Genomic DNA, 14,576 nt, shown 5'->3' on the forward strand with positions numbered 1-14,576 from the left:
ATGTATCGTTTCTACATGTAAGTCAGGATTGAATATGGATTGGAGGCAACTGCCCCCGATGGCCGCGCTGCGGGCCTTTTCCGCCTTTGCCCAAAGCGGCAATGTGCAGGCCGCGGGTGATGCGCTGGGGGTCAGCCATGCGGCGATCAGCCAGCAATTGCGGGTGCTTGAGAAACATCTGGATGTGGCGCTGCTGGATCGGTCGGGCCGGTCGATGCGCCTGACCCCGGCGGGCGAGGTGCTGGCCAAGGCGCTGCACGCGGGTTTTGCCGCGATGATCGAGGCGGCGCAGGAAATCACCGGAACGCGGGACGAGCGGCCCCTGCATATCTCCTGCACACCGACCTTTGCCGCCTCCTGGCTGATGCCGCGCCTGCCGTCGTTTCGCGCCCAGCATCCGGAGGCGAATCTGCGGCTTGATCCCACGCCGGCGCTTGCGCCGCTCTCGCCGGATGGCATTGACATCGCGATCCGTTACGGCGTCGGCCCCTGGCCGGGGCTGGAGACGGAGCTGCTGCTGGAATCGCCCATGGTGGTTATTGCGGCGCCCTCGCTGGTGGGGGAGGGGCGCTTGCCGCCGATTGATGCCCTGTCAGGCTACCCCTGGCTGGAGGAGGCGAGCACCTCGGAAAGCACCGATTGGCTGCGCCGTTTCGGCAATGGCGCACTGGCCCCGAAGGCGCTGATGCAGGTCCCGGGCAATCTGCTGCTTGATGGGGCCCGGAACGGGCAGGGGGTGGCGGTGACGGTGCTTTTGTTCGTGGCACGCGACATTGCCGCCGGACGGCTGCGGGAATTGCACCGGACGGAAAGACCCGGATCGGGCTATAACATCGTCACGCGGCCCGGCGTGATGCGGCCCGCGCTGAAGGATTTCGTGCGTTGGATTCGCCGTGAGGCGGCGCAGGATCAGGCGGTCAGCCGGGCCCGATCATGAAGCAGCTGACGTTGCGCGCGGCCAGCCTGCGGCAGGCCAGGTCGGCGCTGTCACGGGTCATGCCGAGGAAATTGGCATCAAACCCCTGTGGGCGCTGCACCACCTTGCGCAGGCTGCCGTCCAGGGTTGCCATTTCAGCCAGTGCGGTCTTGAGCAGCACCTTTTCGGCGGCATAGCGGCTGGGATAGCGGCCCACGTTGACGCCCCATTGGCGTCCGCCGGATGTCGACAGCCGGGTGACCACTTCCTGCTCCACCGGGGCTGCCGCTGCGGCTGCGGGGGCGTCTGAGGCCTTGGGCCGCAGGGTCGGGCGCACGGAAGCCTGCGCCGCAGAAGCGAGGGTGACCACGGCGTCGCTTTCGACGGGTTTCGCCGGTGTCGGGGCCGGAGTCTGCACGGCTTCCTTGAGGGCTGCGGTGATGTCTGCATTTGTCACGACAGGTTCCGCAGAGGCCACCATGACAGGCGCGTCGCTGCCGGGGCGCAATTGCGGCCGCTTGGAGCTTTTGACCGCGCCGACCAGGCGAATCGTCTTGCCGGCACCACCCGGTACGGCACCTGCGCTGTCGTCCTCGACATCGGCGTAAACCGTTTCGCGCTGGGGCTTGCGCAGCGGGGCATTCGACGGCGCGCGGCGGAATCCGAGATCCATAAGCTCGGCCACCTTGGCATTGCGCGATGCCGTGGACTGACCGCCGAAAACGGTCACGATGATACGCTCGTTGCCACGTTCGGCAGAGGCGGTCAGGTTGAAACCCGCCGCCCTTGTATAGCCGGTCTTGATCCCGTCGGCGCCTTTGTAGGAGGTCAGGAAGCGCCGGTTGGTATGGCTGACCTTCTTGACCCCGGCATCGGCCTCGATGCGCGAGAACAGGTTGTAGTATTGCGGGTAATCATACAGCAGGTGCCGCCCCATCAGCGTCATGTCATGGGCGGTGGAGAGATGGCCCGCCTCGGTCAGCCCGTGCATGTTCTTGAAGGTCGTCCGCGTCATCCCCAGCGATTTGGCGGTCCGGTTCATCCGGCGGGCGAACTTGGCTTCGGAGCCTTCGATTGCCTCGCCGATGGCGGTGGCGGCGTCGTTGGCGGATTTCACGGCAGCGGCGCGGATCAGGTAGCGCAGCGCGATCTTCTGACCCGGACGCAGACCCAGCTTGCTGGGCGGCTCGGACGCGGCATTCTGCGAGACCGTCACTTTGGTATCGAGCGAAATTTCACCCCGTTCGATCGCCTCGAAGGCGATATAAAGCGTCATCATCTTGGTCAGGGAAGCAGGGTGCAGCCGGGTATCGGCGTTTTGCGCATGCAGGACCTTTCCGGTCCTGGCGTCGATCACATAAGCAGCATAGGGGGCGGCGATGGCGCTGAGCGGCAGAATGACCAGAAGCCATAGTGCTGCGAGGAAAAATAGCCCGAAACGGGCCGGCTGAATGCGCCGCGCCTTCATTGGAAACCTGCCTTTTACTGCCTCTGGACCGCCGATTTTTCGACTGGCCACAATTTGATTACAGTTAAGGTAACACAGGATCCGATTTCGGGAAAGGCATAACGTACTGGTAAATCAGCGAAAATAGGGCCGGGTGTCGTCCACATCTAGGGGAAGGAAAATCTGATGCCACAATAGGGGCGATTAAGGCAAGATTGTGGCGTCAGTTTGGCGGTCATGCCATTATTGAATTTGGGGCGCGCCTGACCGGTCAGCCGGCTGATTTGCACTGTGCGACCAGCGCCGGCAGATGCGCCAGATCGGGGATTTCCGCGAACCTGGGGTGATCCTGGGGTGCTTTGGCGTGTTCCAGCGCCCAGGTCAGCCCATGGGGGATCAGAACCCCCCATCCGCCAGCCTCCAGCATCGGCAGAACGTCCGAGGACATGGAGTTGCCTGCCATCAGCCCCTGGTCGGCGCCGGTGCCATGCCGCCGGAAAATCTCGGTATATTCGGCCGGGGTCTTGTGGGACACGATCTCGATGGCGTCAAAATGCTCGCGCAGCCCGGATTGCTCCACCTTGCGCATCTGGTCGAGCAGGTCACCCTTGGTGATCAGAAGCAGCTTGTGATCGGGCCGGAGTGCTGCAAGCGTGTCCTGCACGCCCGGCAGCAGTTCGACCGGGTGGGACAGCATATCGCGCCCGGCATCGAGGATTTCGCCGATCACGGTGGCGGGCACCTTGCCTTGGGTGATCTCGATTGCAGTTTCGATCATCGACAGGGTAAAGCCCTTGATCCCGAATCCGTAGTGCGAAAGGTTGCGCCGTTCCGCCTGCATCAGCCGCGCCATCAGGTCGGGCTTGTCCGCGTGATCGGCCAGCAGATCGGCAAAACGGTCCTGGGTCATGGCAAAAAACTGTTCATTTTGCCAAAGCGTATCGTCCGCATCAAAGCCGATTGTGGTTAATGCAAGTGCCATTTCCAAGCTGCCTCTTTTCTCAATACAGGAACAGGTTATATAGACGCTCATACGACTCACCAACGCACAGCAACCTGTCGGAGCAGCAATGCGCCTTGAAGAACACATGATGGCGGACAAGTCGGACGATGACGGTCAGACCGATCTGCTGACCAAGACAAAGCCCAAGACAAAGCGGCCTCCGCTCTACAAGGTGTTGCTGCTGAATGACGACTTTACCCCGATGGAGTTTGTCGTGCATGTGCTGGAGCGGTTCTTTGGTCTGAACCATGCCCAGGCCTTCGAGATCATGCTGACGGTTCACAAGAAGGGCCTGGCGGTGGTGGGTGTGTTCAGCCACGAGATTGCAGAGACCAAGGTTGCGCAGGTGATGGATTTTGCCCGCAGGCATCAGCATCCGCTGCAATGCACCATGGAAAAAGAAGAATAGCGTGTGATTGACGCACGACTGGATCTGGCGCTGCAAGGCGGGCTCGACCTGCCTGAGCAAGGGCTGATCGCCGTATTTCACCCCAATGCAGAGGCGCGGCTGCCGGGTCTGGATCCTGACCGATGCCATATCGTGCAGGACTTCAAGCCACTTTACGACAGCTGGGAGGCGCGCGGTTACAAGGCGATTCACATGATCGGCGACCGCTATGCCGCCGCGATTGTCTGTCTGCCCCGCGCCAAGGCCGAGGCGCGCGCGCTGATCGCCCGGGCCTGCGAGGCCTGCGACGGGATCGTGGTGATCGACGGGCAGAAGACCGATGGCATTGATTCCATTTTTCGCGAGATGAAAAAGCGTGTCACCGTGAATGGTCCGATTTCCAAGGCGCATGGCAAGTTGTTCTGGATCGACCCTGCCGCCAAGGATTTCTTTGCCGACTGGCTGCAACGGCCCGCGCAGACGGCAGAAGGGTTCTGGACAGCGCCGGGCGTGTTCTCTGCCGATGGGGTCGATCTGGCATCGGCGCTTCTGGTTGATGCCTTGCCCGAGAAGCTGGGTGCCGAAGTGGCCGATCTGGGGGCAGGCTGGGGGTTTCTCGCGGCCCATGTCCTGGCAAGGGAGAGCGTCCAGACCGTGCATCTGGTGGAGGCCGGGCACAGCGCGCTGGAATGCGCGCGGCACAACGTGACCGACGAGCGCGCCAAGTTCCATTGGGAAGACGCGACCAAATGGGCGCCGCCGCACCGGATGGACACAATCGTGATGAACCCGCCGTTCCATCAGGGCCGCGCCGCCGAGCCGCAGATCGGCCAGGCCTTTGTCGCGGCGGCGTCAAGACTGTTGCAACCCAATGGCAATCTGTGGATGGTTGCCAACCGTCACCTGCCTTATGAGGCCGAGTTGAAGAAGAACTTTGCCCATGTTGATGAACTGGGCGGCGATGCAAGGTTCAAGCTGTTCCATGCAGCCAAACCGACGCGCCAGCGGCGCTGAGCATATCTGAGAAGGGATAGCGATGTCTTTTTCGATTTCCGGCAAGACCGCGATTGTCACCGGCGCGGCCAATGGCATCGGTCTGTCGATCGCGCGGCATCTGGCGAATGCGGGTGCCAATGTGATGTGCGCCGATGCGGATGAAAAGATGCTGATGGATGAACTGGGCGATGAGCAGGAAGAGGGCAACATCCGCACCTTTGCCGGCGACCTGCGCCAGCGCCTGACCATCGCAAACCTGATTTCCGCAACCATAGATGCCTTTGACCAGGTGGATATTCTGGTCAATGCCTCGCGCCAGGTGATGACAACCGACGCGCTGGATGTGGAGGACACCTCTGTCGAAACCCTGCTGGATCAGAACCTGATGACGGCCCTGCACCTGACGCAGGCGGTGTCGCGGCGGATGATCAAACAGGCGGATCCTGAATCCAAGGCGCAGGTCGGTTCGATCATCAACCTCAGCTCTACCGCCTGCAAGCAGACCCGGCCGGAACTGATGGGCTATGCCATCGCCGCCTCTGCGGTGCAGCAGATGACCCGCTCGATGGCGCTGTCGCTGGCCCAGCACCGGATCAGGGTCAACGCGATTTCCTTTGGCAGCGTGATGAGCGCCTCGCTGCGCGCCGCCGTGGCCGAAAACCGCGAGTGGCGCGACAACATCCGCAACAACACGCCGCTGGGGCGCATCGCGTCACCGAACGAACTGTGTGAGGCGGTGCAGTTCCTGGCGGCGGAGAGTTCCGGTTTCATGACCGGAGAGATCATGGTGATCGACGGCGGGCGCACCCTGCTGGACGCGGTATCCGCCCCGGCGCATTGATCCGGCCGTCAGGTCACGACAGGGAAGACGGGCCTTGCTTCCTTGAGAGCACGAGCAACGCCAGGGCGATGCTGGCGGGCACGAATTGCGGAAGGCCGGATTTCACCGCAACAGTCACCGCGGCCCCGACCCCTGCAAGGGCAACGAAGGTCAGGAAACAGGCGGCAATTCTGAACTGCCATTTCTCCTCTTTGATCAGCAGAGACCAGACCAGCCCGGCCGCGAGAAAAGCGTTATAGAAGCCCTGGTTGGCGGCCATCTGGATGGTCGGTTCAAAAAGCTCGGGCGGCATCGAGGTAAACACTTTCGGGCCGCGCGACGTCCAGGCGAAGATTTCAAACCAGGCGATATAGAAGTGGAGCGCAGCGATGACGCCCACGAGAACCAGTGCAATTTTCTTCATCTTCGTAACTCATCTGTTGCGGTGCTTGGGCCCGGGGCGGGGAAGCAGGTTGGTTGATTGAGGCCGCTCTATCATAGCCCCAGGTGGAAAGGGAGCCGTTTCGGCGCAGCGCCTGCACGGGCTGACACCCGACGATAGCGTCTTGATCCGAGCTGCTCTACCAACCGGCCTCTGCCAGCGCGCGACCATAGTTGGGCGAGATGCGCATGCGGTCCCCGATACCGGCATCGCAAAGCGCGCGATGCAGGTCGGGCAGGCGCCAGCAGGGGACATGCATGATCATGTGATGTTCCAGGTGGTAATTCACCCAATAGGGCGCGAGCAGCGCACGGGCGATGGGGCCCGCGCGGGTGGTGCGGACGTTGCGCAGCGGGTCCTCCGACTGTTCCGTCGCGCCATGTTCCGCAATGTTGCGGATACGCAGGACCAGTTGAAACCAGGTGAGATAGGGCAGCAGCCAGAAGGCCAGACCGTACCACCATTGTCCGAGGATGCTCATCAACAGGGCAACGCCCAGAAAGACCAGGAGGGATTTCCACAGGTCCCGCGCCTTGAACGCCAGCGCGGCATCCTCGGTTGCTGCCGCGACTGCGTCGTCATCCCCGGCCAGCCGGAAGGACATGACAATCTGCCCGACCACCTGCCGAACCCCGGTCTGCCCGGTCAGGTCGCGGATGAACTTGCGCCGCAGACTGGCGTGGCTTGTCGGGAACTTGGCGGAGAGGACCAGATCGGGGTCCTTTTCGGTCTGGGTATACCGGTGGTGGGTCAGGTGATAATGGCGGTAGCTGGCAAGCTCCGCCAGGATCGGGCGACCGCAGAGCCATTCGCCCGCGAATTCGTTGATCCTGCGGTTATTGAACAAGGCATTATGCGCGGCGTCATGCATCAGGATGGCAAGGCCCAGCTGACGCGAGCCGATAAGCACAACCGCCAGCAGGAAGGTCAGCGGATTGGGCCATAGGGCGAAGAGGGCGACAGCGCCAAGGATCACGCCCCAGCAATGGACCACCAGCCAGGCGCCCATGGCGTCGGATCGGCCTGCCAGTCTGTGGATGGCGTCAGCATCCAGATATGCTTTGCCGGGTGTCATGAACCCATGCTGTGCCAGAGGCGTCGACAGGTCAAGCGTGCAAAATGCCCCGGCATTTCCCACGGAATAACCCCCGGGGTTTGCACCCCGGGGGTCAGGTATTCAGCCGGTCAGTGCGGTGGCTTACTGCTTGGGCAGCATCACGCCGTCAATCACGTGGATCACGCCGTTCGACTGGTTCACATCCGCGATGGTCACGAAGGCGCCGTTCTGGTTTTCATCGGTGATCAGCACACGGCCATCGTCAGCGATTGACGCGGTCAGCATGCAGCCGCCGACGGTGGGGACCATATGCTTGCCGCCATCTGCCGCGATCATGCCGGTCAGCGCTTCGGCTGTGACCTTGCCGGCAACAACGTGGCAGGTCAGTGTTTTTGTCAGCAGATCACGGTTGGCCGGTTCCAGCAAAGTGGTGACGGCACCGTCTTCAAGGCGTTCGAAGCCTTCGTTGGTGGGGGCAAAGACGGTAAAGGGGCCTTCGCCCGCCAGCGTCTCGACCAGGCCTGCCGCCTTGACCGCAGCAACAAGCGTTGTGTGATCCGCCGAATTCACGGCGTTTTCGACGATGTTCTTGTCGGCGAACATTTCCGCGCCGCCAACCATGGGATTTTCTGCAGCAAAAGCGGCGGTTGTCCCCAGGGCAATGGCAGAAGCGGCTAGTGTCATTTTCAGCGTATTCATTTTGTCTCCCAACATTAAAATCTGTGTCGTATGGGGGAACAACGAACGCCTGATGGCATTAGTTTCAAAAGTTTGGAAAGTTTTGAAATATTCCGTCAGAAAGTTTCGCCCGGGTCCGGCCGGGCTGATTTTTCTGGCACCGTCAGGCGGGCAAAGCCATAGGCGAGGGCAAAGGTGAGCAACCCGCCGAGGACATCGCTGAAGTGGTGGCCGCCATGGGACAGGATCGCGGGGAGCATCGCGAAATTGATCAGCAGCATCGGCCAGAAGATCACTGTCCCGGCAACAAAGCAGACCGCAAGACAGGCCATAACCGTGTGGTAGGACGGAAAGGCGATGGTTCCCATGATGATCTGTGGCGTGATCACGGCATTGCCGTTCTGCGCCATGTCGCGCAGCCGGGCACCTGCCTCCTGTCCGTGGATCAGCCCAAGGGCGCGTTCTGTTTCTGCCGGAAGCGTGACATAGGCCGAGGGGCCAAGGCTGGGCCAGAGCCACCAGAAGGCGACGGCCAGCAGCAGCGAAACCGTGCCGGTGATCAACACCCGGTAAAGCGCGACAGACCGGCCGAGGTAGCCCAGCATGAAGATCACCGCGAAAAGCTGCATCAGCGAACTGCCATAGACCCAGCCGATTGCACGGCCGATCACGGGATAGGCGGCAATGGCAGTGGTGAACCCCTGCCAATCGTACCCGAAGATCTGCGCATCCAGCCGCATCAGATCCGCGTCCAGCAGGGGCACCGTGATCGGAAAGCGCAGATAGATCAGGATCGTGATCACCCCGGAAAAGCCGATGTAGATGCCGGTGGCGATGGCGCAGACCGCGGCGCGGGGCATGTTTTTTGCGCTGCGGACATAGGCCCCCAACAGGATCAGCCCGGCACTCGGGGCAAAGCTGATCAGAAAGGCGTTCCAGGCAACGGCCTGGGCAAAGAGGACCGACAGAATCAGCGCAACGGCTCCGGTGGCGGCGATCAGCGCGATCAGGAACAGTTCCGGCCCTGCAAACCAGCGGCGCGGGTCGAGGGTGGCCAGCCCCGCCAGGGGGGCAAGGGGCCGGGCGGTGACGTAGTCGGGGCTCATGTCGGTCGGCATCGGGCGCGGTTCACCTGCTTTTGGTCATCTCAGCAGGTGGGATAGGGGCAGTATCGGGCCAGATTGGGGCAGCGCCGGGGCAATTGAATGAGCTTTGTACCGGCCCGGCGCGCTGCGGCCCGGTTCGGGACAAAACAAGTTGGTTTTATGCTTGACGGGCGCGGTGGGCTGGCATAGTCCACGCGCTCATGGCGTTATAGCTCAGTTGGTTAGAGCGAACGACTCATAATCGTTAGGTCGGTGGTTCGAGTCCACCTAACGCCACCATATCCCCCTTTGTGCAGGCCGCCATAGTGCGGCAGTCACGGGGTTTGACCCGGCGCGGTGGATTTTCTGAAATCCCGTCAGCGGGTGCTGCCATGCGATACTGGCCCGCGGGGCAAACATTTCTGATCCAGACCAGACGTTGGCCGTGCCATGGTTGCCTTCGCGGAACTTGCCGTCCCATTGCTGCTTGGTCTGGCCAACTCCCCGCCCGACCTCCCGCCAGGAGAGCGATTTTGCACCCTTTGCCAAGCCATGACCGGCCCGCGGATTGAGGCGTTCCTCTCCGCGTCAAAGCTCTGATCGCCCTCCAGGTCGGGCGCTGCCTTCCGGTGCCTGTTTCCCCCGGTCCAGGGCAGCCTGTCAGGAACTATAATGCCTAAATCGCCGCGCAATTGGCGATTTTGCTGAATTGGCCGACTTGGAGCCAAGCCTTTGTTGACGCCGATACGCTGGTATTGTCTGATCCAGTAGCATGCACAAAAGGCCATCGTCCGGTGATAAGGGCGAGGTCGGGAATCTTAAAGGGAGAAGACCACATGATGTTTCGCAGAACGCTTCTGGGAGCAGCGGGTGCCGCACTGGCAACGGCGCTCACAGCAACCACCGCCATGGCGCAGGATGTCACCCTGCGCATGCACCAGTTCCTGCCGCCGCAGGCCAACGTGCCCAAGCTGGTACTCGATGTCTGGGCCGACAAGGTCGAAGAGGACAGCGCAGGCCGCATCAAGGTCGAGCGTTATCCGTCGATGCAACTGGGCGGCACCCCGCCCGAGCTGATGGATCAGGCCATCGACGGGGTTGCAGACATTGTCTGGACCGTGGTCGGCTATACGCCCGGCCGCTATCCGTCGACCGAAGTCTTTGAACTGCCCTTCATGGTCGACGACGCGCGCGCGGCATCCTCTGCCTATTGGCAGATGTTCGAAAAGCACATGAAGGACGGCGAATTCAAGGATGTGCACATCCTGGGCACATGGGTCCACGGCCCCGGTCTGATCCATGCCAACAAGGAAGTGCGCACACCCGCCGACATGGAAGGCATGAAGATCCGCGGCGGCTCGCGTCTGGTGAACCGTCTGCTGGAAATCACCGGTGCGACACCGGTCGGCATGCCGGTTCCGGCGATCCCCGAAGGTCTGTCCAAGGGTGTCATCGACGGCACCACGATCCCCTGGGAAGTCACCGCAGCACTGAAGGTGCCGGAGCTGGTCAAGAACCACACCGAATTCGACGGTGCGCTTTACACGCTGACCTTCGTGCTGGCGATGAACAAGGACCGCTATGAAAGCCTGCCCGATGACCTGAAAAAGGTGATCGACGACAACTCCGGTCTGGAGTTCTCTATCTTCGCGGGCGGCACCCAGGCGGATGCCGATGGCCCCGCCCGTCAGCTTGCCGTTGATCTGGGCAACAACATCGTCACGCTGAACGATGCGGAGACCCAGGTCTGGCGCGATGCGGCCCAGCCGATCTACGAGGAATGGGTTGCGGACATGCAGGACAAGGGCATCGACGGTCAGGCTCTGATCGACGAGGCGAAGTCGCTGATGGACGCCTACCAGCAGTAAAACGCCCGGCGTTTGACCGACCCGCAGCCTGCATGCTGCGGGTCGGTTTTTTGGCACTATTTTACCGAAAGGTTGTCGCGGATGCGCAATATTGTCCACGCCCTTGCACGCGTTACGGCGCTTTTGGGGGGCTTCGTTCTCTTGGCGCTGATTCTGCTGACCACGCTGTCGATCATCGGACGCTCGGTGAACAAGTTCCTGCATGCGGATTTCTTCGACAGGATGCTGACCGGGGTTTCGCAGTTTCTGCTCGATCTCGGGATCGGAGAGATCAACGGCAGCTATGAACTGCTGGAAGCCGGGGTTGCCTTTGCGATTTTTTCCTTTTTGCCGATCTGCCAGCTGCACGGTTCACATGCCACCGTCGACATTTTCACCGCGGCCCTGCCGGATGCCTTCAACCGCTGGCTGGCCGCGATCTGGGAGATCGTGCTGACGGCGGTCGTGATCCTGCTGATCTGGCGGCTTTTCGGCGGGTTGGAACGCTACTTCGGCAATGGCGAGACAACGCTGTTCCTGCAATTCCCGGTCTGGTGGGCCTATGCCTGCAGTTTTGCCGCCGGGGTGGTCGCCTGTATCGTGGCGGTCTATTGCGCCGCCCTGCGCCTGGCGGGGGCGCTTACCGGACGCGACCTGCTGCCAAATCAAGCGGAAGGGCACTGACATGAGCGGTCTTGAGCTGGGCTTCTGGTCCTTTCCCGTTCTGCTGATCATGGTCTTCCTGCGCGCACCCATCGGGCTTGCCATGATGCTCTGCGGCTTTGGCGGCTGGTACTTCTTCATGGGCGGCAATCCGACACCGCTTCTGGCCAAGCTGAAGTCTGAAACCTACACGACCTTTTCCAGCTATTCGCTGAGCATCATCCCGATGTTCCTGCTGATGGGCCAGTTTGCCACCCTGTCGGGCATGTCGAGCGCGCTGTTCAAGGCGGCGGAATCCTTCCTCGGTCACCGCCGGGGCGGGGTCGCCATGGCGGCGGTCGGGGCCTGTGCAGGCTTTGGCGCGATCTGCGGCTCCTCCCTGGCCACGGCGGCGACCATGTCCAAGGTCGCCCTGCCGGAGCTGCGGCGCTACGGCTATTCGGGTGGTTTTTCGACCGCGACGCTGGCGGCGGGCGGGACGCTGGGCATCCTGATCCCGCCCTCGGTGATCCTGGTGATCTATGCGATCCTGACCGAACAGAACATTGCCAAGCTGTTCCTGGCAGCCTTCGTTCCCGGCATCCTTGCCGCCATCGGCTATATCATCACCATCTCGATCTATGTGCGCCTGAACCCCAGGGCGGCAGGCACGCGCCCCGCTGTTCCCATGGCCGAAAGGTTCCGGGCGCTGGCCGATACCTGGCCGGTGCTGGTGATCTTCTTCATCGTGGTCGGCGGCATCTACCTGGGCTGGTTCACCCCGACCGAAGGTTCTGCCATCGGGGCTGCAGGGACCGGGCTGGTCGCGCTGCTGTCGGGCAGCCTGAACTGGGCGGTGTTGCGCGACAGCCTGCTGGGCACGGCAAAGACCACCGCGATGATCTTTTTCATCGTGCTGGGGGCAGGGTTCTACAACGGGTTCCTGGCCCTCTCTGGCGTGCCCCAGTTCATGGCCGACTGGGTGGTGAACCAGGGCTTCAGCCCGCTTCTGGTGCTCTGCATCATCCTGCTGTTCTACCTGATCTTCGGCTGCCTGATGGACAGCCTGTCGATGATCCTGCTGACGGTGCCGATCTTTTTCCCGGTTGTCTCTGCCATGGATTTCGGGATGAGCCCGGAACATGTGGCGATCTGGTTCGGCATCCTGGTGCTGATCGTGGTGGAGGTGGGGCTGATCACGCCACCGGTGGGGATGAACCTTTTCATCATCAACACGATGGACCGCGAAACCCCGATGACGGAAACCTACAAGGCGGTGATGTATTTTGTCGGCTCCGACATCCTGCGTGTCATCATCCTTGTTGCCTTCCCCGGCATCACCCTTTTCCTGTTGTCCTAGGGGAGGCCCCCCTGCCATGACGTCGCATCTGAACCTGAAACCGCATGATGTCACCTTGCAGGAGCGGGCGGATGGCAATTTGCTGATGCGGTCGAACCTGCCGCTGGGGCCGGTCGCGCGGCGGACCGGTGACTGGCTGGATCATTGGGCGGCAAAAACACCCGATGCGGTGTTCCTTGCGGAACGCCAGGGGCAGGGCTGGCGCGAGGTGACCTATGCGCAGGCGCTTGCCCTGGTCCGCGCCATTGCCAGTCATCTGGTGAAGCGCGACCTGGGCCCGGACAGGCCGATCATGATCCTGTCCGGCAATGGTGTGGATCACGGGTTGCTGACACTGGCGGCGCAATACGTGGGCATCCCCACGATCCCGGTGGCTGAACAATACAGCCTGATCCCGGCGGCCCACCCGCGCCTGTCCCATGCGGCGGCGCTGGCACGGCCCGGTCTGGTCTTTGCCGCCGACGCCACGCAATACGCGGCGGCGCTTGCGCTGGACGACTTTGCCGGGGTCGAGGCGCTTTCCGCTGCGCCGGGCGACAGCGGGGCCACGGACCTTGCCGATCTGCTGGTGCCTTCAGGGGCCGACATCACCGCCGCCGCCGCAGCGGTGGGGCCGGAAACGCTGGCCAAGATCCTGCTGACCTCCGGGTCCACCTCGGCGCCGAAGGGCGTGTTGACCACACATAGGATGCTGACCACCAACCAGGCACAGATCGCGGCCTGCCTGCCGTTCCTCTCTGCCCGCGCGCCGCGGATCGTGGACTGGCTGCCGTGGAACCATACCTTTGGCGGCTCCTATAATTTCAACCTCATGCTTGCCAATGGCGGCAGTCTTTATGTGGACGATGGCAAGCCCGCGCCGGGGCTGTTCGACTGCACGGTCGAAAACCTCGGGCTGATCCCGGGCACGATCAGCTTCAACGTGCCTGTGGGTTTTGCGCAGCTGGTGCGCGCCCTGGAGCAGGACGCGGCCCTGCGCGATACCTATTTTGCCGATCTCGACATGATCTTTTATGCTGGTGCCTCGCTGCCGCAGGACACCTGGGCGGCGCTGGAGCGTCTGGCGCTGGCGGCGGGCGGGAAGCTGCCGCTGATCACCACCTCCTGGGGCCTGACCGAAACCGCGCCCGGCTGCCTGATCAGCCATGAGCCCGCGAAGGGTGCCGGTATCGTTGGGGTCCCGATGCCCGGGATCGAGGTCAAGCTGGTGCCGGATGCCGACATGCGCTGTGACGTGCGTGTCCGGGGCGGCAGCATCACCCGCGGTTATCTGGACAACCCCGAAAAGACGGCCGAAGCCTTTGACGACGAGGGGTTCTTTATCACCGGCGATGCAATGCGGCTGGTGGACCCTGCGGATGCGAACCGGGGCCTGCGGTTTGACGGTCGCCTGTCGGAAGATTTCAAGCTGACATCCGGCACCTGGGTGCGCGCGGCGAACCTGCGGCTTGATCTGCTGTCGGCCCTTGCCCCCTTTGCGCAGGATGTCGTGATCGCCGGCGAGGGGCGTGACGACGTGCGCGCCATGATCCTGCCGAACCGTGCTGCAATCGCAGCAAAGGGCTGGGAGGTTGCCGAAGCGGCAGGCGTGCTCAAATGCGCCGCATTGGAGGCCGAACTGGCACAGCGCCTGACAGCGCTCGCCGCCACTGCGGCGGGCAGTGCCGGGCGGATCTGTGCCGCCATCGTCCTGGCAGAACCCGCGTCGATGGCGGAGGGGGAGGCAACGGCGAAAGGCAACTTGAACTTCCCCCGCTTTTTGTCCCGCAGAGCCGCACTGGTGGCGCGTCTGTTTGGCCCGGAAACCCCGGATGTGATCCGCATTTTGCACTAAAGTGCAATTCTTATCCGCACCGCTTGCGGCTGCGGCACTCAAGTGCACACTGCCTCTACCG

14 protein-coding genes and 1 tRNA gene are annotated in these 14,576 nt (G+C 62.4%); 9 read left to right on the forward strand and 6 right to left on the reverse strand.

Translation table 11 applies throughout. From position 1 onward, the window contains the following. Positions 1-34: 34 nt before the first annotated feature. A complete protein-coding gene (locus O4H53_RS12600) occupies positions 35-937 on the forward strand; it encodes a LysR family transcriptional regulator (RefSeq protein ID WP_269364141.1) in 903 nt (300 codons plus the stop codon). Here the strand turns inward: O4H53_RS12600 and O4H53_RS12605 are convergent. Together O4H53_RS12605 and O4H53_RS12610 are read right to left on the reverse strand one after the other, a co-directional pair. Further along, complete coding sequence (locus O4H53_RS12605; protein ID WP_269364142.1) at positions 918-2,384, reverse strand: D-alanyl-D-alanine carboxypeptidase family protein; 1,467 nt, start codon at positions 2,382-2,384, stop codon at positions 918-920. The two genes, O4H53_RS12600 and O4H53_RS12605, sit on opposite strands and share 20 nt — an antisense overlap. A gap of 250 nt (positions 2,385-2,634) precedes the next feature. Then, the gene (locus O4H53_RS12610) at positions 2,635-3,345 is read right to left on the reverse strand and encodes an HAD family hydrolase (protein ID WP_269364143.1); all 711 of its coding nucleotides are present in this window, start codon (positions 3,343-3,345) and stop codon (positions 2,635-2,637) included. 88 nt (positions 3,346-3,433) lie between these two features. Here O4H53_RS12610 and clpS point away from each other — a divergent pair, with 88 nt between their 5' ends. The 3 genes from clpS to O4H53_RS12625 are packed head-to-tail and all read left to right on the forward strand — an operon-like array spanning position 3,434 to position 5,591. Further along, positions 3,434-3,775 (forward strand): ATP-dependent Clp protease adapter ClpS, encoded by a 342-nt coding sequence (gene clpS / locus O4H53_RS12615; RefSeq protein ID WP_067294983.1) that lies wholly within the window; start codon positions 3,434-3,436, stop codon positions 3,773-3,775. Between the two features lie 3 nt (positions 3,776-3,778). Further along, positions 3,779-4,768, forward strand: coding sequence for a class I SAM-dependent methyltransferase (locus tag O4H53_RS12620; protein ID WP_269364145.1), 990 nt, complete (start codon positions 3,779-3,781; stop codon positions 4,766-4,768). 22 nt (positions 4,769-4,790) lie between these two features. Further along, entirely contained in the window at positions 4,791-5,591 is an 801-nt protein-coding gene (locus O4H53_RS12625) for an SDR family NAD(P)-dependent oxidoreductase (protein ID WP_269364146.1), read from the forward strand. A gap of 13 nt (positions 5,592-5,604) precedes the next feature. Here O4H53_RS12625 and O4H53_RS12630 read toward each other — a convergent pair whose 3' ends face one another. The 4 genes from O4H53_RS12630 to O4H53_RS12645 all read right to left on the reverse strand — a co-directional run bounded on the left by O4H53_RS12630 (position 5,605) and on the right by O4H53_RS12645 (position 8,865). Then, positions 5,605-5,994 carry a DUF1304 domain-containing protein gene (locus O4H53_RS12630; protein ID WP_269364147.1) on the reverse strand — a complete coding sequence of 130 codons (390 nt, stop codon included), beginning with the start codon at positions 5,992-5,994 and terminating at the stop codon, positions 5,605-5,607. Positions 5,995-6,151: 157 nt separating this feature from the next. Further along, complete coding sequence (locus O4H53_RS12635) at positions 6,152-7,087, reverse strand: fatty acid desaturase family protein (RefSeq protein ID WP_269364148.1); 936 nt, start codon at positions 7,085-7,087, stop codon at positions 6,152-6,154. 123 nt (positions 7,088-7,210) lie between these two features. Then, positions 7,211-7,768: a fasciclin domain-containing protein gene (locus O4H53_RS12640; protein ID WP_269364149.1), complete on the reverse strand. Its 558-nt coding sequence runs from the start codon at positions 7,766-7,768 to the stop codon at positions 7,211-7,213. A gap of 95 nt (positions 7,769-7,863) precedes the next feature. Beyond that, positions 7,864-8,865: a phosphatase PAP2 family protein gene (locus O4H53_RS12645; RefSeq protein ID WP_269364150.1), complete on the reverse strand. Its 1,002-nt coding sequence runs from the start codon at positions 8,863-8,865 to the stop codon at positions 7,864-7,866. Positions 8,866-9,055: 190 nt separating this feature from the next. Here O4H53_RS12645 and O4H53_RS12650 point away from each other — a divergent pair. The 5 genes from O4H53_RS12650 to O4H53_RS12670 all read left to right on the forward strand — a co-directional run bounded on the left by O4H53_RS12650 (position 9,056) and on the right by O4H53_RS12670 (position 14,515). Further along, a tRNA-Met gene (locus O4H53_RS12650) sits at positions 9,056-9,132 on the forward strand. A gap of 536 nt (positions 9,133-9,668) precedes the next feature. After that, the gene (locus tag O4H53_RS12655; protein WP_269364152.1) at positions 9,669-10,700 is read left to right on the forward strand and encodes a TRAP transporter substrate-binding protein; all 1,032 of its coding nucleotides are present in this window, start codon (positions 9,669-9,671) and stop codon (positions 10,698-10,700) included. A gap of 81 nt (positions 10,701-10,781) precedes the next feature. After that, the gene (locus O4H53_RS12660; RefSeq protein ID WP_269364154.1) at positions 10,782-11,363 is read left to right on the forward strand and encodes a TRAP transporter small permease; all 582 of its coding nucleotides are present in this window, start codon (positions 10,782-10,784) and stop codon (positions 11,361-11,363) included. 1 nt (position 11,364) lies between these two features. Then, positions 11,365-12,681 carry a TRAP transporter large permease gene (locus O4H53_RS12665; RefSeq protein ID WP_114277429.1) on the forward strand — a complete coding sequence of 439 codons (1,317 nt, stop codon included), beginning with the start codon at positions 11,365-11,367 and terminating at the stop codon, positions 12,679-12,681. Positions 12,682-12,697: 16 nt separating this feature from the next. Beyond that, positions 12,698-14,515, forward strand: a complete 1,818-nt coding sequence (locus tag O4H53_RS12670; RefSeq protein WP_269364156.1) for an AMP-binding protein — start codon at positions 12,698-12,700, stop codon at positions 14,513-14,515. Positions 14,516-14,576: the final 61 nt, after the last annotated feature.

This window comes from Sulfitobacter sp. G21635-S1, from assembly GCF_027213915.1.
Classification (GTDB): Bacteria; Pseudomonadota; Alphaproteobacteria; order Rhodobacterales; family Rhodobacteraceae; genus Sulfitobacter.